The sequence below is a fragment of the Erwinia sp. 1181_3 genome (assembly GCF_052824965.1).
Genome location: NZ_VTDE01000003.1, coordinates 161,602 through 180,739 on the forward strand (window position 1 = coordinate 161,602; position 19,138 = coordinate 180,739).

Sequence of the window (19,138 nt, forward strand, 5' to 3'; positions counted from 1 at the left end):
CCCCTTAAAATCAGGCTTTGATGGCTTTCAATACGTTAATCATTTCCAGAGCGGTCAGGGCTGCTTCAGCACCTTTATTACCCGCTTTGGTACCGGCGCGTTCAATGGCCTGCTCGATGTTTTCGGTGGTCAGTACGCCAAAAGCAACCGGGATATCGCTGTTCATGGCAACGCTGGCCAGGCCAGAGCTGGCCTCACCTGCCACATATTCGAAATGGGCTGTACCACCACGGATTACGGTGCCAAGTGCAACAATCGCATCATGTTTGCCAGCGTTAGCTAGCGCACGTGCAGTCATTGGCAGCTCATAGGCACCTGGAACCCAGACAACGGTGATGTTTTCATCTTTGACCTGACCAATACGCTTCAGGGCATCGATTGCACCGCTCAGCAGGCTGTCGTTGATAAAGTTGTTGAAACGCGCAATAACCAGAGCAACGCGCGCATCAGGGGTAGCAACAGCAGCTTCAATAACGTTCATAATCTTCCTTTCAGGGTTCTGTTTGGCCCCGCAGGGGGGCGGATTCTATCACACTCTTTACCGGTCTGCTTGTTTTTGCGCAAACCGCTATAACGGGGTCAGCGTCAGGCGTAAGTCCGGCCCAACCTGACGAACATCACTAAAGGCAAAGGCAGGCGCATCGGTAAGATGCTCAAGGCCCGGCAGTTGACAAAGGCCGCGCCCATTATCGCCCAGAAGTTTGGGGGCGAGATACACAATCAGCTCATCCACCACACCGGCCTGCAACAATGCACCTGCAAACTGCGCTCCGGCTTCCACCCAAACGCTATTAATGTGTTTTCTTCCCAGCAGCATCATCATCGCCACCAGATCAAGCCGCCCGTTATGACGGGGCACGCTGAATTGAGTGACGTTATCAGGCCACGTCTGTTCATCGCAGTCGGTACGCGCCAGCCAGGTTTCCCCGGATTGTGCAATAAGTTGATGCTGCGGTGTGACGCGATTCTGGCTGTCGACAATAATTCTTACTGGCTGACGCAACAGGTCTGCTGGGTAATCGGCCTGGGTTGCGCTATCCAGCTCGTGGTAGCGCACCGTCAGCGACGGATTATCAGCCAGCACCGTTGCGCTGGTGCTGAGAATGGCAGAACTTTGCGCACGCAGACGCTGAACATCGCGTCGCGCCTGTGGCGACGTGATCCACTTGCTTTCACCACTGGCCAATGCGGTGCGGCCATCCAGCGATGCGCCCAGCTTCAGCTGTACCCAGGGGAATCCGGTACGCATACGCTTCAGGAAACCACGATTAAGCGCTTCCGCTTCCTGCATCATCAGACCGTGGCTGACGTCAATTCCTGCCTGCTGTAAACGGTACAGACCGCGACCCGCCACTTCCGGGTTCGGATCCTGCATTGCCGCCACGACCCGGGTCACACCGGCGCCGATCAACGCATCGCAGCAGGGCGGCGTGCGCCCGTGATGGCTGCACGGCTCCAGCGTGACGTACGCGGTCGCTCCCTGCGCTTTATCACCCGCCATACGTAGCGCATGCACTTCCGCGTGGGGTTCACCGGCACGCAAATGATAGCCTTCACCCACTATCTCGCCGTCGCGCACGATGACACAGCCGACATTCGGGTTGGGGGTTGTAGTAAAACGGCCACGGCTCGCAAGGGATAGCGCACGTGACATAAACACTTCATCACGCATCGCGTCAGTCCTGTAAACGGGCGATTTCTTCGCCAAATTCGCGGATATCTTCAAAGCTGCGGTAGACCGAAGCAAAGCGGATGTAGGCCACTTTATCCAGTTTTTTCAGCTCATCCATCACCAGACTACCGATCAGTTTACTAGCCACTTCACGCTCGCCCGTAGCGCGTAACTGACTTTTGATATGGCTGAGGGCTGTTTCCACCGCGTCTGAATTCACCGGGCGTTTCTCCAGTGCTTTCATCAGACCGCTGCGCAGTTTGTCCTCATTGAAAGGTTCACGCACGTCATTGCTTTTCACTACGCGCGGCATCACCAGTTCCGCGACCTCAAACGTGGTAAAACGCTCATGGCACATCAGACACTGACGACGACGGCGTACCGAGGTGCCCTCCCCGACCAGGCGGGAGTCGATCACTTTCGTATCCACGGCAGAACAGAATGGGCAATACATGACGCGTCCTGATTATCCTTAATAGTGTCAGCTAGTGTACCGCGAACCCGGCGATGTGCCAAAGGTGCGTCAGAAAAACTGTCCTGATTTTATGGGGCTTACGCAACAAAATGCCGTATTTCTTTGCAGGCGATCAAGACCCGTTTGCTCTAAGATAAAGTCATTCGCGTTAATCAGAAGGAAATGAACAATGACAAGCGCTTATCTCAAATTGTCACTGGGATCACTGTTACTGCTGGCGGGCTGTGCCAGTACGCCACCGCAACCGAAACTCAATCAGTTGCATAACGAAGTCGGGAAACTGACCCAGGAAATGCGCCAACTGACCAATCAGGCCGCCGCGCTGGAGCAGCAGGGGAATCTTAACAGCGGGTCGGCACAGGGTGCATGGTTACTGCCAGCGGCGAATACCGGGGTGATACTGAAAAGCCAGGCGGGTGAACTGAAGCTGTCATTGAGTCATGTCCAGGCGGAAGCCAACGGCACGCGCGCCCTTCTACATATACGCGCCACAGGCGATGCGCCGCTACCCGCGTTTACCGCTCAGGTCGAATGGGGTGAGTTGGATAGCACGACCAGCAAGCCACTGACGGTAAACAGTCAGGTGCAACGTATTGAGGTCACCCGCGCGCTGCTGGCGAAAAGTGAAGCCACGGTGCCATTACGTTTAAGCAACCTGCCGCCGGAACAATTGGGATATGTGCGGGTACATGATGTAGTGCTCAGCACTGAGCCGCAAGCGACCAGCACACCATAAAAAAAGGGCCACGCAATGCGTGGCCCTTCCAATCGGCTCCAGGGGGACACCTGTTTTGGTCCGCCCGGGATTAAGGCAGAATCGAAGGCTGATCTGCGCCCTCTTTTTCCACTTTCTGCTGCAGCATATGCTCGCGTTTCATGCCCAGCTTCAGCGCCAGCGCGGAAGAGACATAAATCGACGAGATGGTACCGATAGTAATACCGATCAGCATGGTCAACGAGAAGCCTTTCAGCAACGCGCCACCGAACACAAACAGAATCGCGACCATCGCCAGGGTGGTTACCGAGGTGATAATGGTACGGCTCAGCGTCTGCGTCAGGGAGACGTTGGTGATATCGTAAGACGAACCGCGACGGATCTTGCGGAAGTTCTCACGAATACGGTCCGAGACCACGATTTTATCGTTCAGCGAGTAACCGATAACCGACATCAGTGAGGCGATGATCGTCAGGTCGATTTCAACCTGGAACAGCGCCAAAATGCCGGCGGTTATGATCACGTCATGGGCCAGTGCCAACACAGTACCCAGTGCCAGACGCCACTCAAAACGGAAACCAATGTAGATCAGGATGGCAATCAGCGCAGATAATAGCGCCATACCGCCAGCCTGAGCCAGATCGCTACCCACGCTTGGGCCGACGAACTCAATACGTTTTACCGTTGCCTGCTGCTGGGTTGCCTCGTTGATCGTTGCCAGCACTTTCGCGCCCAGCTCCTGACCGGCATTCCCTTCGCGCGGTGACATACGAACGATCACGTCACGGCTGCTGCCAAAGTTCTGTACCTGCGGCTCATCAAAACCTGATTTTTCCAGGCTGGTGCGCAGCATATCCAGTTCTACGGGTTGCTCAAGGTTAATTTCAATCACCGTACCACCGGTGAAATCCAGACCCCAGTTAAAACCACGCACGCCCATAATGGCAACGGATGCAATCAGCAGCAGTACCGAGATGGCAAACGCCAGCGTGTCCCAGCGCATAAAGTCATAGACTTTACGGCCGTGGTTCAATTGTTCAACACTATGTTCCTGTGACACAACGCACTCCTCAGATAGACAGCTTGTTGATGCGTTTGCCGCCGTACAACAGATTGGCAATGGCGCGAGTACCAATAATTGCGGTAAACATCGAGGTCGCAATACCGATTCCCGTGGTGATCGCAAAGCCTTTGATTGAGCCAGTACCGACTGCGTACAGGATCAACACTTTAATCAGCGTCGTGACGTTAGCATCAACGATACTGGAGAACGCGCCTTTATAGCCTTCATGGATCGCCTGCTGAACGGAACGTCCGTTGCGCAGCTCTTCCTTGATACGTTCGTTAATCAGTACGTTAGCATCCACCGCAACCGCCAGCGTCAGCACAATACCGGCAATTCCCGGCATGGTCAGCGTAGCACCCGGCAGCAGCGACATGATACCGACAATCAGCACCAGGTTAGCCAGCAGCGCACTGGTCGCAATCAGACCAAATTTCTTGTACCACACCACCATAAAGATGATGGAAGCGATAAGGCCCCACAGGCAGGCTTCCAGACCCTGAGTGATGTTCTGCTGACCCATTGTCGGGCCAATAGTACGCTCTTCAACAATCTGGATCGGTGCAATCAGCGCCCCGGCACGCAGCAGCAGAGACAGCTGGCGCGCTTCGTTCGGGTTATTGATGCCGGTGATACGGAAGCTGTTACCCAGACGAGACTGGATATTCGCCACGTTAATCACTTCTTCCTGCTTCTCAAGGATTGAGCGACCGTTGGCGTCTTTCTTCCCGCTGTCTTTGTACTCAACAAACAGGGTTGCCATCGCTTTACCGACGCTGTCCTTGGTGAAGTTGGACATGATGTTACCGCCAGCGCTGTCCAGGGAGATATTAACCTGAGGCTGATTGTATTCATCGGTGCTTGAGGTGGAGTCGGTGATGTGGTCGCCGGTGAGGATCACACGCTTGTACAGCACAACAGGCTGGCCATCACGGGTGTCTTTCACTTCAGAGTCGCCCGGAACGCGGCCGTTCGCAGCGGCAGTGGCATCCACAGAGGTATTCACCAGACGGAATTCCAGCGTTGCGGTTGCGCCGAGGATCTCTTTCGCGCGTGCAGTATCCTGAATACCCGGCAATTCCACGACGATACGGTCAGAACCCTGACGCTGTACCAGTGGTTCTGCAACACCCAGCTGATTCACACGGTTACGCAGAATATTAATGTTCTGCTGTACCGCGTATTCACGGGCTTCACGCAGTCGCTCATCAGACATGACAGCCGACAGGGCATTGCTGCCACTGCTGTTGATGACCATATCGCGGTGACGGCCTGCCAGATAGCTGACGGCTTGATCACGTGCTGCGGCATCACGGAAACGAATTTCCAGACCGTAATTATTGATTTTGCGAACATTAACGTAAGGGATGCTTTTATCACGAAGGTCACTTCGCAGGTTATCGATGTTCTGTTCCTGGAGTTTACTCAGAGCAGTATCCATATCGACTTCCATCAGGAAGTGAACGCCACCGCGCAGATCGAGACCGAGTTTCATCGGTTCCGCATTGAGCATGGCTAACCAGGACGGTGTTGCGGGAGCGAGGTTAAGCGCCACGACGTAGTTATCGCCCAGCGTTTTAGTAATCGCTTCACGCGCGCGCATCTGCACGTCCGTGTTGGCGAAACGCGCCATAATAGCGCCATTTTCCAGCGCGAGTGATTTGCTCTGGATATTATCTTGTTTTAATGCGGTCTGGATCTGAACCAGCGTTTGCTCACTGGCGGCGCTTCCGCGCGCACCAGTGATCTGAACGGCCGGATCCTCACCATACAGGTTAGGAAGTGCATACAGCAGACCGACGAGTAACACGACGATCAGCATGATGTACTTCCACAAAGGATAACGGTTTAACACGGCAGTTCCCTTAGGGAAATCGAAAATTAAAGCGCTTTCATTGTACCTTTCGGCAGAACGGCAGCGACGAAGTCACGTTTGACCACAACTTCAGTGGTTTCGTTCAGTGCGATAGCAACATAGCCGGTTTCAGCAACTTTAGTCACACGGCCCACCAGGCCACCGGTGGTCAGCACTTCATCACCTTTAGAAATTGAGTCCATCAGTTTCTTGTGCTCTTTCGCACGTTTCTGCTGAGGGCGCAGGATCATAAAGTAGAAAATCAGACCAAACACAACCAACATAATCACCAGAGAGTAAGGACTTCCCTGAGATGGTGCTGCGGCTGCTACGGCATCAGAAGTGAAAAAGCTCATTAAATTTCCCTCATTGTTTAATTATCAGACGGTAAAGGCGGAACCGCCAATCCTGTCCGTTGGTAGAATTCGGTCACGAAGAGCGCTAATTTACCCTCTTCGATTGCCTGGCGTAAACCAGCCATCAGGCGCTGATAGTAACGCAGATTGTGGATGGTGTTCAGACGCGCACCCAAAATTTCGTTACAGCGATCAAGATGATACAGGTAAGCACGGCTGTAGTTGCGGCACGTGTAGCAGTCGCATTCAGCATCGAGCGGAGACGTGTCATCTTTATACTTCGCATTGCGGATTTTTACCACGCCGTCGGTCACGAAAAGATGTCCGTTACGTGCGTTGCGGGTGGGCATCACACAGTCAAACATATCAATACCACGGCGCACGCCTTCCACCAGATCCTGCGGCTTACCGACGCCCATCAGGTAGCGCGGTTTATCCTCAGGTAACTGTGGGCAAACATGCTCCAGAATACGATGCATATCTTCTTTCGGTTCACCGACCGCCAGGCCGCCCACAGCGTACCCATCAAAGCCAATATCTACCAGTCCTTTAACGGAGACATCACGTAAATCTTCGTAAACCCCGCCCTGGATAATACCGAACAATGCGTTCTTATTTCCCAGAGAATCAAAGCGATCGCGGCTACGTTGTGCCCAGCGTAGAGACATCTCCATTGAACGCTTCGCGTAATCCCAGTCAGCCGGATACGGTGTACATTCATCAAAGATCATCACGATATCAGAACCGAGATCGTACTGAATCTCCATTGATTTTTCGGGATCGAGGAAGATCGCATCACCGTTGATTGGGTTACGGAAATGGACGCCCTTCTCGGTGATCTTACGGATGTCACCCAGGCTGAACACCTGGAAACCGCCGGAGTCCGTCAAGATCGGGCCTTTCCACTGCATAAAGTCATGCAGATCGCCGTGCAATTTCATGATCTCCTGGCCCGGACGCAACCATAAATGGAAGGTATTGCCGAGGATGATCTGTGCACCGGTATCGATCACTTCTTCCGGGGTCATGCCTTTTACCGTGCCGTAGGTCCCCACTGGCATAAATGCCGGGGTTTCTACCACGCCGCGCTCAAAAACCAGACGGCCACGGCGTGCGCGACCATCAGTAGTGTCTAATTCAAACTTCACATTGCCTCCACCAGAGAAACAGTCTGATGTAATGGTTAAAAGAGGGTCAGGCATGCCTGCCCCCTGCGGGAAAATTACTGGCCCGGGATCTCGGCGTACGCCTCAGGATTACGGGTAATAAACATCGCATCACCATAACTGAAGAAACGATATTTTTCAGCCACGGCCTGCTGGTAAGCCTGCATCGTGTGTTGATATCCGGCAAACGCCGACACCAGCATAATCAGCGTCGATTCTGGCAGGTGGAAATTGGTCACCAGCACATCAATGACTTGATAGTGATATCCAGGGTAGATAAAGATTTTCGTATCGCCGAAGAACGGGGCAATCAGCGCATCCTGCGCCGCCTGCGCGGCGCTTTCCAGCGAACGCACCGAGGTGGTGCCGACCGCGATCACCCGGTTGCCGCGTGCTTTACAGGCGAGCACTGCATCCACCACATCCTGCGGCACTTCGGCGTATTCCGCGTGCATAATATGATCTTCGATGGTGTCAACGCGCACCGGCTGGAAGGTCCCCGCGCCAACATGCAGGGTGACAAACGCTGTCTCAATACCTTTCTCACGCAGCGCAGCCAGCAAAGGCTCATCAAAATGCAGGCCCGCTGTTGGGGCAGCTACCGCCCCTGGTTTCTGGCTGTACACCGTCTGATAAAGTTCGCGGTCGGCGTCTTCATCCGGGCGATCAATATACGGCGGCAGCGGCATATGGCCAATGGCGTTCAGAATATCGAGAACCGGCCGCTCATCATGAAACTCAATTTCAAACAACGCATCATGACGTGCCACCATGGTGGCCTGCACATTTTCATCATCACCCAGCAGCAATTCAGTGCCTGGCTTAGGGGCTTTCGAGGAACGTACATGTGCCAGCACGCGTTTATCATCGAGCATGCGCTCAATCAGCACCTCGATTTTTCCACCGCTGGCCTTACGGCCAAAAATACGTGCCGGGATCACCCGGGTATTATTAAACACCAGAAGATCGCCGGGATTGAGCTTATCCAGCAAATCGGTGAATACCCCATGCGTCAGTTCGCCATCCGGGCCATTCAGCGATAGCAGGCGGCACCCGCTGCGCTGGGCTTGCGGATAGTGGGCAATCAAAGATTCGGGCAACTCAAAAGTAAAATCGGCAACGCGCATGGTCATTCACAGTCTGGGAAATCAGGGCGCACATTCTAGCTGAAAACTGCTCATAGCTAAACAATCTGCTTAATATCGACAGAAACTACGCTAGAATCGCGCCATGAACTATCTTGCTCACCTCCATATGGCCACCCTTGCCAACAGCTCGCTGCTGGGCAATATGATGGCAGACTATGTGCGCGGCAACCCGCATCAGCAATGGCCTGAAGCTATCGCTGACGGTATTGCACTTCACCGCCGGATTGATGCACTGACCGATTCCTTGCCGGAAGTGCGCAGCGCCCGCCAGCTTTTTCGCAGCAATACTCGCCGGGTGGCACCGATTACGCTTGACGTCATCTGGGATCATTTTCTGTCATCTCACTGGGATAAGCTGGTGCCGGAAATTTCTTTGCCAGCTTTTTTGTCACAGGTGAAAAGTGTGATCGAACCGCAACTTGGGACAACCCCGGAGCGATTCCAGAATCTTAATCACTACTTATGGACCGGACGCTGGATGGAGCGTTATGCCGATGCTCCTTTTCTGCAAGAGGTGCTGCGCGGGATGGCAAGCCGCCGTCCTAAACTGGCAGCACTGGAAGACAGTTATCAAGATTTCGTTGATAACTATCAACAGCTTGAAGTGTTATTCTGGCAGCTTTACCCGCGTATGATGGCGCAAGCTGTTCAGCGGAAGTTGTGAAACATCTTGCCCAGTTTTACACCTTGCCCTTTTTTTAAAAAAGGTTATTGTATGAAACTGCTTGATAATTACTACGATTTTGATAGGTATAGCCTATCTTAATAATCGGTACAGCACGCTGGTCCCTGATGGGGCACGCCCCGTATACTGCCCGCGTATTGTCACCTTATTTCAACTTACTTTTACAGGAGTGAACATGGTCCTGGTAACTCGTCCAGCCCCTGATTTTACCGCCGCAGCCGTACTGGGCAACGGTGAGATCGTAGAAAACTTCAACTTTAAAAAACACACCGCTGGTAAAGCCACCGTTGTGTTCTTTTGGCCAATGGACTTCACCTTCGTATGCCCTTCTGAGCTGATCGCTTTCGACAAGCGCTATGCAGAATTCCAGAAACGCGGCGTGGAAGTGGTTGGTGTTTCCTTCGATTCAGAGTTCGTGCACAACGCATGGCGTAAAACTCCGGTTGATAAAGGCGGCATCGGCGAAGTTCAGTACGCAATGGTTGCTGATATCAAACGTGAAATTCAGAAAGCCTACGGCATCGAGCACCCGGATGCAGGCGTGGCTCTGCGTGGTTCTTTCCTGATCGACAAAGCCGGTGTGGTTCGCCACCAGGTGGTTAACGATCTGCCACTGGGCCGTAACGTTGACGAAATGCTGCGCATGGTTGACGCGCTGCAATTCCACGAAGAGCACGGCGAAGTGTGCCCGGCTCAGTGGGAAAAAGGAAAAGAAGGTATGGGCGCATCTCCAGAAGGTGTTGCTAAGTACCTGACTGAGAACGCCTCTAAGCTGTAATTGCTTGTGCGTTTTCCAGGAAAGCTCGCTTCGGCGGGCTTTTTTTTCACCTCAATTTCCCGCCCCCCATCTTTCGTCACACCTTTAGACGAAATTTTGTCATGATGCCCACTGACCTGTCCCCCATCACAAGGATGATCCCGATGAAAAAGAGTGCTCTGCGTTTTTCCCTCGCCACCCTGTTCAGTTCACTGAGCCTGATGGCCCAGGCCGCGCCTCACTATGTGCTGGAAAAAGTGGTGGAAATCAGCCGCCACGGCGTTCGCCCGCCAACGGCGGATAACCGTAAAGAGATGGAGACCGGCAGTGATCGCCCCTGGATAAGCTGGTTAACCGCCGACGGTCAGCTCACTGGTCACGGCTACAGCGCGGCATGGCTTAAAGGCCAATATGAGGGAAACCAGTATCGTCAGCTTGGCCTGCTTGGCGCAGGCTGCCCGACAGAGAAAGATATTTTTGTCTGGGCCAGTCCGTTACAGCGTACCCGTGCCACTGCTGAAGCCCTGACTGACGGGGCCTTCCCCGGCTGTGGCATCACTATTCATCACTCCCCGGAAAAAAACGATCCGCTGTTTCAAAACCAGGGTCCGGGATATGCCACCCTCGACCAGGAGCAACAGCGTCAGGGGGCACTGACCGCCCTGGGCGGCACGCCAGCCGATGCACAAAAACGGCTGCAACCAGAGATCTCCCTGCTGAAAAAGGCCGTCTGCCAGCCAGATAAGCCCTGCCCAATCTTTGATAAAATGTGGGAAATAAAATTCGCCTCCGATGGCCGTATTATGATCACCGGTCTGGATACCCTGGCGGCTATGGCAGAAACCCTTCGTCTGGAGTGGAGCGATAATAAACCGCTGAGTCAGGTGGCGTTTGGTCACGCCGACAGTGCCGCACAGATCGGCAAGCTCATGGCATTACTGACACCGAAATACGATGCCACCAACGATCAACCCTACGTCGCCCGGCGTGGCGGTTCCTTATTGATGGAGCAGATTGCCAAAGCATTGCAACAGGGCGTGATGCCGCAACAGGATGCACCGCCGGAGGCTCGCTGGCTGCTGTACGTCGCTCATGACGTCAATATCGCCTATCTGCGTACGTTGCTGGATTTCAGCTGGCAACAGGGTGACTATCCTCGTGGCACTGTCCAGCCAGCAGGAAGCCTGGTATTTGAACGCTGGAAAGAGACACAAAGCGGGAAACGTTTTATCCGCATTCTGTTCCAGGGGCAGAGTCTTGATCAGATTCGTCAACTGACGCCCATCGACCGCCACCACCCGCTACTGATCACCGAGTTAAAATTTTCCGGCTGTGAGAAAACCGAAGCAGGTACTCTGTGCCCTTACGACAGCGTACTGCAACACCTTAACCAGAATATAGACCGGTCACTGATTCGCCCGGTAAGCTATCAGAATCAACCCGCATCACACTGAGAAACGCCATGACTTTCCGCAGTATTGCGGTAATACTCAGCGGCACATACAGAGGGAGTGCCGATGGCGTCTGAAAACAAAAGTTGGGTTACTGCGGCCGATGTTGCTCGCCTTGCCGGTGTATCACGTTCTGCCGTCTCGCGTACCTTCACCCCTGGCGCTTCCGTTTCTGAACCGACGCGCCAGAAGGTGATGGCCGCCGCCAGTGAGCTGGGCTACCAGGTGAATATCATTGCGCGCACCATGATCACCGGTAACAGTAATTTTGTCGGGATCATCACCGCCGGCTTCGATAATCCTTTTCGCAGTAAACTGCTGGCCCCGCTGGTACATCATCTGGCGTTACAGGGGTTTATTCCTCTGCTGATGAATGCCGACGATCCCCAACAGTTAGAACCCTCACTTCGCCAGCTGCTCAGCTACCATGTGACGGGAGTAATCATCACCTCCGGCGCGCCTCCACTGTCGCTGGCCGAAGAGTATCTGGCAAAAAAGATCCCCGTGATGTTAATCAATCGTCACGCCGACCTGCCCGGTGCCGATCGCATTTGCAGTGATAATGCGCAGGGTGCAAAGCTGGTAGCCGCCCTGTTCAGGGAACAGGGCCTGCAACGGCTGGCCTTTATCGGGGAAGAGGCGGAAAACTTCAGCACTGACCAACGCTGGCAGGCCTTTCGTGAACAGGCGCCGCAGGCCATTGCCCTTTTCTGCCCACGAGGCGGTTATCAGGCGGGTTGGGACGCCGCAGCTAAACTGCTTGCTGATTATCCCAATTTACAGGCGATCTTTTGTGCCACCGATATGCTGGCGATGGGCACCCTGGATTATTTGCACCAGCATCCTGCTTTCTCTGCGATTAAAGTCGCAGGATTTGATGACATCCCACAGGCCGCATTCGCTGCGTATCAACTGACGACGATCCAGCAAGATACCGACAAACTGGCGCAACTTGCCGTTCATTCTCTACTGGAAAGGCTGAAAAACTTCACCCAGCCTTCGCAGCAAAAATCTGTTCCTGTCACACTTATCCGCCGTCACTCCGCCTGATTTGGACAATTTGTTTTATGTTATAACGATCACGGAATCATTTTTTCATTCTGGTCATTATTCTGTCACAACGTTGTAACACGCCTTTTTTACACTTGTAATTGCACACGTGTGCATAGAGGATCATTATGTTAACGATACAGACGGTATTGCCACGCCTGGTGTTTGCCCTGGCCATGGTGCCGGTATTCAGTAGCCAGATAGTGCAGGCAGAAACATTTCACCTGGAAAAAGTCGTGGAGATCAGTCGCCATGGGGTCCGCCCGCCCACGCCGGATAACACCAAAGCAATGGAGGCAGGGACAGATCGCTCCTGGCCACAGTGGCTGACCGCCGATGGCGAACTGACCGGGCACGGTTATGCCGCTGCGGTATTGAAAGGCGGGTATGAGGCAAACGGCTGGCGTCAGGCCGGGTTGCTGACGTCGGGATGCCCTGACGGCAAGACACTGTATGTCTGGGCAAGCCCGCTACAGCGCACAAAAGCGACGGCGAAAGCATTAACTGATGGCGCATTCCCGGGGTGTGATGTGACGGTGCACAGCGTCAGCGGTGACAGCGATCCCTTGTTCCAGAGCGATAAGATGGGGCTGGCACCACTGGACGAAGCACAGGCCCGGGCGGGAATTGAAAAGGCAATGGGCGGGAGCGTTCAGCAGGCAGAGCAGCGTGCAGCCCCGGAGATCGCCCGTTTGAAAGCAACCGTCTGTCAGGCGGACCATCCCTGCCCTATCTTCGATCACCCATGGAGTATCAAGCGTAGCAAGGACGGGCGTTTTGAGGTCGAGGGACTCGCAACGCTGGCGAATATGGCAGAGACTTTCCGCCTGGCATGGAGCGAAAATCAACCTTCTGCCAACGTGGCTTTTGGCCACGTTCACTCCGCCGCTGACGTGGCAAAACTGATGTCGCTGCTAACCACAAAATACGATTATATCAACGATGTGCCTTATATCGCGCAGCGTGGCGGATCGATATTAATGGATCAAATCGCCAAAGCGCTGGCAACCCAACCGGTAAAAGGGGGGCCGCCCGACGTGCGATGGCTGCTGTATGTCGCGCACGACACCAACATTTCCTGGCTGCGTACCATGCTGAACTTTAGCTGGCAGCAGGCCAGTTATCCGCGAGGCAACATTCCTCCGGCGGGCAGTCTGGTGTTTGAACGCTGGCGCGAGACGCAGACCGGAAAACGTTATATCCGTCTCTATTTCCAGGCGCAGACACTCGATCAAATTCGTTATCTGACACCGCTCAACGCCACTCAGCCACCGCTGATCAGCGAGCTGGGATTCGACGGCTGTAAAATCACCAAGGTCGGTACGCTTTGCCCTTATGAATCAACGCTAAACCGTATCAGGAAAAATATCGATCACGAGGTGCTGGCACCGGTCAGCTACGAACAGTAAGAGATAGCGACAATCATCAGGGTGAACGTATATCGTTGCGTTCAGCGTTCCCGATTACACCAGCCTGACTCCTGACACCGGAATAAATACGTTAACTTTTTATTTATTCCGGTTGACTGGAAAAGCCAGGGAATTATTCGTCCTGATACGGTTTCACACGATAAGCACAGCGCCGTGACTGGCTGAGAATATGTTCCACGCGGACCACCTCGGCCTCCAGCACCTCAGTGAAAATGGCCTGTTCTGCACGACAAAAGCCCTGACAGGTCGCCGCGGCAGCGCAGATGGGACAGTGGTTTTCAATCAGCAGCAGGCTGCCATCATCCATTGTTTCGTATTCCGCCATATAGCCTTCAGCGGAGCGTATCTCTGCCAGTCGTGCAACCCGTGCGGTTAAACCTTTCAGATGACCAAGCTCCTGCCAGTAAAGCTCCCGGGATTTCTGCTCACGTTTCGCAATCAATATCTCAATGGCCTGTTCACCAAACGAATCGCGAACCACTTCCAGCAGTTGTACGGTCAGTTCAGGGTGTGTATCAGGAAATTGCTTTTCCCCTTCTGCGGTAAGCTGCCAAAACTGCGAAGGCCGCCCAACACCTTGTGACCGGGAAACAGCGGTCACCAGTCCCTCTGTTGCCAGTTTGGTGAACTGTTGGCGCGCGGCTTCTGCTGTCATTCCCAGCGCCTTTCCCGCCCCGGAAGCCTGCTGAGGCCCACGCGTTTTCAGCATGTACAACAGACGCTGTGATGACGATAAGTGCTCTTCAGACGTGGCAGGCAAGTGATTTATTGACAAGTTTTTCTTTCCCCCCCTTAATATTCAAAGTATTTACTTGTTTTATTATTTTACCTCAGGGCTGTGCGGCCGACAACCCCAGGGTGACTCACTGCAGGGTTTAAAGGAGCCATTATGTCATCACATGAAGGAAACTGGGGAGATCTTCTCTCCGGAAAGAATGCCGCACGCTCGATTGCGCTGTCGGGAGGAGTGGCACTGCATGCCATTAATATTTACATCGCGACCACCGTGCTACCTTCGGTCGTCAAAGAGATTGGCGGGCTACATCTTTACGCATGGAATACTACGCTGTTTGTGGTGGCCTCCATACTTGGCTCGGCGCTCACCAGTCGGACGTTGAGCCGGACCGGGTCTCGCGGCACCTATGCTATTGCTATTCTGTTGTTTATCGCGGGTTCTCTGCTGTGTGCCCTGGCACCGAGTATGCTGATGATGTTGCTGGGACGCACCGTTCAGGGGCTAGGTGGAGGGTACCTGTTTGCACTTGGCTACAGCATGATTTATTCAGTATTTGAACGTTCGCTCTGGACACGTGCCTTCGCGCTCATTTCGGGTATGTGGGGAGTGGCGACCCTGGTCGGTCCGGCTATTGGCGGAATTTTTGCCGATATCGATGCATGGAGGCTGGCTTTTGGTTTTCTGCTACCGGTGACATTCATCTACGCATGGGTCGTCTGGCGGGCTTTACCCGATGATAGCGAGGAGCGCAGGCCCGCCACTCGCCTGCCGTGGGTACAGCTGATGCTGCTTACCGCTGCGGTGCTGGCAATCAGCATTGGCAGCACCAGCTCAGCACTCACTGACAATCTGATCGGTGTCGGGCTGGCAGTCCTGATGATGGCACTATTAATCCGCCAGGAGTTGCGCAGTGATGCCTGCCTGCTGCCACGTAACGCACTGCGCCTGAGTTCCCCTCTGCTACCACTTTATCTGACTATCGGCCTGCTGGTTGTCGGCATGACCAGTGAAACCTTTGTGCCCTACTTTCTACAAAATCTGCACGGGCAGACTCCGCTGATGTCCGGCTATCTGGCGGCACTGATGGCGGCGGGCTGGACGCTGGCCGAAATCTGGAGCTCCGGCTGGCGCGCCAGGCGTGTTTCGCTGGCGATCATTACCGGACCCATACTGGTTCTGGCCGGAATGGCGATACTGTCATTCTCCCTGCCGGTACAAAGCGACTATGGGCGAACGCTGGTGGCCATCATTTCGCTGGGATTACTGCTGGTTGGCTTTGGTATCGGGCTGGGCTGGCCCCATCTGCTGGCACGGGTGCTGGATGTCACACCGGAAGAGGATCAGGATGCCGCAGCGACCTCAATCTCCACGGTACAACTGTTTGCCACTGCGCTGGGCGCCGCACTGGCCGGGATGTTGGCGAATCTGGGAGGGCTGAATATACCCGGTGGAATAGAAGGTGCCAGCAATGCAGCATGGGTGATGTTTAGCGTACTGGCTGTTGCTCCGCTGTTGGCGATCTTTAGCGCAAGACGATCAACACCAGCTTAAAAAGAGACAGAAGATAATGCTGGCCATCTTACTGGCCAGCATTAACAAACGTCGCTCACATGCTGTCTAACGATTCTTACGTTTCACCCATTGCCAGCTCACCAGCAGCAACAGGATCCACCCCATCCCGACGTAAAGTGAAATACGGGTATCCGGGAAATAACCAATCAGCCCAATCACAAACATCAGAAACAGAATCCCCACTACGGCAGTGGCCGTGCCACCCGGCAGCGAAAACTTCAGCGCTTTCTGTTGCTCAGGCGTCAACGTACGACGGAAGCCGATCTGCGAGAAGAGGATCATAATCCACACCCAGACGGTAGCAAACGTGGCCAATGAGGCGATCACCAGGAACACTTTCTCTGGCATCAGGTAGTTGAGGTATACCGCCACCAGCATCGCCATCATCATCGCCAGCACCGTGACCCACGGCACGCCTCTGCGTGATACGGAAGCAAACACTTTCGGCGCATGTCCCTGCTCTGCCATACCGTGGAGCATACGCCCCACGCCAAACACATCGCTGTTAATCGCCGACAGCGAGGCGGTAATCACCACAAAATTAAGAATTGTTGCGGCGGCGGCTATGCCCAAATTCTGGAAAGTCAGTACAAACGGACTACCGTTCGTCCCCACCTGGTTCCAGGGGTAAATGGACATAATCACAAACAGCGTACCGACATAGAACACCAGAATACGCAGCGGTACCGTATTAATCGCCAAAGGAATCGACACCTGCGGATCTTTCGCTTCACCGGCTGTGATGCCGATAATTTCAATACCCCCGAAGGCAAACATCACTACCTGCAATGACAGCACCACGCCTATCCAGCCATTGGGGACAAAACCGCCGTGGGTCCACAGATTACTGATCCCCGTTGCCTGGCCACCGTTGCCAATGCCCCAGAAAATAATGCCAAAACCGGCCACGATCATCACGATAATGGTGGCCACTTTAAACAGTGACAGCCAGAATTCGACCTCACCAAACACCTTTACCGTCGCGAGGTTAAGCGCGCCGATAATCAGCACCACGCTCAATACCCAAATCCAGTGCTGAACGTCCGGGAACCACACGCCCATATAAATGCCGAAAGCGGTGACATCGGCAATGGCAACAATCAGGATTTCAAAACAGTAGGTCCAGCCGGTGATATACCCTGCGAGCGGGCCGAGGTAATCACGTGCGTAGCGGGAGAAAGAGCTGGCCTGTGGGTTGTTAACGGACATTTCACCCAGGGCGCGCATAATAATATAGGCCGCGAGCCCACCCACCATATAGGCAATCAAAACGCCAGGACCAGCCATTCTGATGGCGTCAGCCGAACCATAAAACAGTCCGGTGCCAATGGCAGAACCCAGAGCCATAAACCGGATATGGCGGGTACTCAGTCCCTTTTTGAGTGTTGTACTTGTCATATTTACACCTGTCGGCCCCTTACCGGCAAGGAGGTAAGGGGGAGTTTTTACAACGCTATTGCTGATGCGCAGTAACCGACTGGCGGCCTGTAACGCGATCGTACACGGCTACCAATACCAGCATCACCAGTGAAGGTGGCAACCATGCCAAACCTTGGTCTGCCAGTGGCAGATTCTGGGTTACTGCTGGCAGAAGTGCCTTTAAGTTCGTACTTTTGATTGCATCAACAATGCCGAAAACCAGGCTAACCAGCATCGTTGGCGCAATAATCCTTGAGCTTTTTTTCCACCATTTTAAAGTGAAGCTCAACAGTACCAGTACGATGCAAGGTGGGTAAATCGCAGTTAACACTGGAATTGAAATTTGAATCAAATGACTCAGACCCAGGTTAGACACCACCATCGAGAACAGACCAAGAATAAACACCAGCTGACGATAGCTAAGAGGCAAGTAGTGCTCAAAGAACTCCGCGCAGGCACAGGTCAGGCCGACAGCGGTCACCATGCAGGCAACAAAAATCAGCGCCGCCAGGAAGAAGCTGCCCATACCGCCAAAGGTATGCTGTACGTAGGCATGCAGAATGGCCGCACCGTTAGCGTTCTGGTCAACAATGGATGCACTGTCGGAACCCAGTTTAAACAGTGCCAGGTATACCAACGTCAGACCCACACCCGCAATCAAGCCGGCTATCACGGTGTAACGCGTGAGTAACTTCGCTTCTGTGATGCCGCGTGAGCGTGCTGCATTGACGATAACAATACCGAACACCAGCGCGCCGAGGGTATCCATGGTCAGATAACCGTTCACAAAGCCGCTCGAGAACGCCGCACGCTGATAATCAGCCGTTGCCGGTGCAAGACCGCCCGCAGGCCACAGCAGCGCGGCCAGGCCCAGAACGGCCAGTGCGAAAATTTTCAGTGGTGCCAGTACGTGCCCCACGGTATCCAGCAGTTTGCCAGGATAGAGGGAAATGCCAATCACCAGGGCGAAGTAGACGACGCTGTAGATCATCAGCGGCAACGCACCATCACCGGTCAGTGGGGCAATCCCCACTTCAAACGACACGGTCGCCGTACGCGGTGTGGCAAACAGCGGGCCAACGGCCAGATAGCAGACGGTGGCCAGCACGATGCCAGCCGCCTTGCCAATCGGTGAGCTGAGGGCATCAATGCCACCGCCCACGCGCGCCAGCGCAATCACCGTAATCACCGGCAGACCCACAGCCGTGATCAGAAAACCGATAGCGGCCATCCAGACATGTTCGCCAGACTGAATCCCCACCATAGGGGGGAAAATGATGTTTCCCGCACCGACGAACAGGGCAAACGTCATAAAGCCCAGCGCCAGGATATCTTTCGAAGTTAAACGATGTGTCATAAGAAATTGTGTTGCCCGTGATGGTGTGAAAAGTCGTAATGTCAGGCTCAAATTGAAAACCTGTCCCCCTGCTCGCTCTAAAAACGCCGCCGAATCAAACCAATACAGTGGAATGCACTTTGTAATACCGGGTTGACAGCGAATGTGAGCTGATTATTTTCTGTATGCAGGGGGATGACGAAAAAACGGGGGTAAGTAGAACGTTTATAGCGAAGAAAGGCAATACGGGAT

The 19,138-nt window shown here is 53.9% G+C and carries 18 protein-coding genes; 7 read left to right on the plus strand and 11 right to left on the minus strand.

Annotated features, from left to right (window positions below):
* Positions 1–10: 10 nt before the first annotated feature.
* The 3 genes from ribH to nrdR form a co-directional block, all read right to left on the minus strand.
* The gene (ribH, locus tag FY046_RS09105; RefSeq protein ID WP_133846296.1) at positions 11–481 is read right to left on the minus strand and encodes a 6,7-dimethyl-8-ribityllumazine synthase; all 471 of its coding nucleotides are present in this window, start codon (positions 479–481) and stop codon (positions 11–13) included.
* Positions 482–568: 87 nt separating this feature from the next.
* Positions 569–1,672 (minus strand): bifunctional diaminohydroxyphosphoribosylaminopyrimidine deaminase/5-amino-6-(5-phosphoribosylamino)uracil reductase RibD, encoded by a 1,104-nt coding sequence (gene ribD / locus FY046_RS09110; protein ID WP_446185984.1) that lies wholly within the window; start codon positions 1,670–1,672, stop codon positions 569–571.
* Positions 1,673–1,676: 4 nt separating this feature from the next.
* Positions 1,677–2,126, minus strand: a complete 450-nt coding sequence (gene nrdR / locus FY046_RS09115; RefSeq protein WP_133846294.1) for a transcriptional regulator NrdR — start codon at positions 2,124–2,126, stop codon at positions 1,677–1,679.
* Positions 2,127–2,316: 190 nt separating this feature from the next.
* Between nrdR and FY046_RS09120 the strand changes: the two genes are divergently transcribed.
* Complete coding sequence (locus tag FY046_RS09120; RefSeq protein WP_446185985.1) at positions 2,317–2,883, plus strand: DUF3251 domain-containing protein; 567 nt, start codon at positions 2,317–2,319, stop codon at positions 2,881–2,883.
* Positions 2,884–2,953: 70 nt separating this feature from the next.
* Here the strand turns inward: FY046_RS09120 and secF are convergent, their stop codons facing one another.
* The 5 genes from secF to queA form a co-directional block, all read right to left on the minus strand.
* Entirely contained in the window at positions 2,954–3,865 is a 912-nt protein-coding gene (secF, locus tag FY046_RS09125; protein ID WP_234472242.1) for a protein translocase subunit SecF, read from the minus strand.
* A 67-nt stretch (positions 3,866–3,932) separates the two neighbouring features.
* A complete protein-coding gene (secD, locus tag FY046_RS09130) occupies positions 3,933–5,780 on the minus strand; it encodes a protein translocase subunit SecD (protein WP_133846291.1) in 1,848 nt (615 codons plus the stop codon).
* Between the two features lie 26 nt (positions 5,781–5,806).
* Positions 5,807–6,136 (minus strand): preprotein translocase subunit YajC, encoded by a 330-nt coding sequence (gene yajC, locus FY046_RS09135; RefSeq protein ID WP_062747803.1) that lies wholly within the window; start codon positions 6,134–6,136, stop codon positions 5,807–5,809.
* A 17-nt stretch (positions 6,137–6,153) separates the two neighbouring features.
* Entirely contained in the window at positions 6,154–7,284 is a 1,131-nt protein-coding gene (tgt, locus tag FY046_RS09140; protein WP_133846290.1) for a tRNA guanosine(34) transglycosylase Tgt, read from the minus strand.
* Positions 7,285–7,358: 74 nt separating this feature from the next.
* Positions 7,359–8,429, minus strand: coding sequence for a tRNA preQ1(34) S-adenosylmethionine ribosyltransferase-isomerase QueA (queA, locus tag FY046_RS09145; RefSeq protein ID WP_159337695.1), 1,071 nt, complete (start codon positions 8,427–8,429; stop codon positions 7,359–7,361).
* Positions 8,430–8,532: 103 nt separating this feature from the next.
* On the opposite strand from queA, the gene FY046_RS09150 reads away from it, so the two are divergent.
* From FY046_RS09150 to FY046_RS09170, 5 genes are all read left to right on the plus strand, one after another.
* Positions 8,533–9,114, plus strand: a complete 582-nt coding sequence (locus tag FY046_RS09150) for an ACP phosphodiesterase (protein ID WP_133846289.1) — start codon at positions 8,533–8,535, stop codon at positions 9,112–9,114.
* 196 nt (positions 9,115–9,310) lie between these two features.
* A complete protein-coding gene (locus FY046_RS09155; RefSeq protein WP_133846288.1) occupies positions 9,311–9,913 on the plus strand; it encodes a peroxiredoxin C in 603 nt (200 codons plus the stop codon).
* A gap of 134 nt (positions 9,914–10,047) precedes the next feature.
* Complete coding sequence (locus FY046_RS09160; protein ID WP_446186064.1) at positions 10,048–11,346, plus strand: histidine-type phosphatase; 1,299 nt, start codon at positions 10,048–10,050, stop codon at positions 11,344–11,346.
* Between the two features lie 63 nt (positions 11,347–11,409).
* Positions 11,410–12,393, plus strand: coding sequence for a LacI family DNA-binding transcriptional regulator (locus FY046_RS09165; protein WP_133846287.1), 984 nt, complete (start codon positions 11,410–11,412; stop codon positions 12,391–12,393).
* 128 nt (positions 12,394–12,521) lie between these two features.
* The gene (locus FY046_RS09170; protein ID WP_446185986.1) at positions 12,522–13,802 is read left to right on the plus strand and encodes a histidine-type phosphatase; all 1,281 of its coding nucleotides are present in this window, start codon (positions 12,522–12,524) and stop codon (positions 13,800–13,802) included.
* A 133-nt stretch (positions 13,803–13,935) separates the two neighbouring features.
* On the opposite strand, the gene FY046_RS09175 is transcribed toward FY046_RS09170, so the two are convergent.
* Complete coding sequence (locus tag FY046_RS09175; RefSeq protein ID WP_238337089.1) at positions 13,936–14,532, minus strand: helix-turn-helix transcriptional regulator; 597 nt, start codon at positions 14,530–14,532, stop codon at positions 13,936–13,938.
* Between the two features lie 180 nt (positions 14,533–14,712).
* On the opposite strand from FY046_RS09175, the gene FY046_RS09180 reads away from it, so the two are divergent.
* On the plus strand, positions 14,713–16,110 hold the full coding sequence (locus FY046_RS09180) for an MFS transporter (RefSeq protein WP_212815870.1): 1,398 nt from the start codon (positions 14,713–14,715) through the stop codon (positions 16,108–16,110).
* Between the two features lie 66 nt (positions 16,111–16,176).
* Here FY046_RS09180 and proY read toward each other — a convergent pair whose 3' ends face one another.
* Positions 16,177–17,529 carry a proline-specific permease ProY gene (gene proY / locus FY046_RS09185; RefSeq protein ID WP_133846283.1) on the minus strand — a complete coding sequence of 451 codons (1,353 nt, stop codon included), beginning with the start codon at positions 17,527–17,529 and terminating at the stop codon, positions 16,177–16,179.
* Positions 17,530–17,584: 55 nt separating this feature from the next.
* Complete coding sequence (brnQ, locus tag FY046_RS09190) at positions 17,585–18,907, minus strand: branched-chain amino acid transporter carrier protein BrnQ (protein WP_133846282.1); 1,323 nt, start codon at positions 18,905–18,907, stop codon at positions 17,585–17,587.
* Between the last annotated feature and the right edge of the window lie 231 nt (positions 18,908–19,138).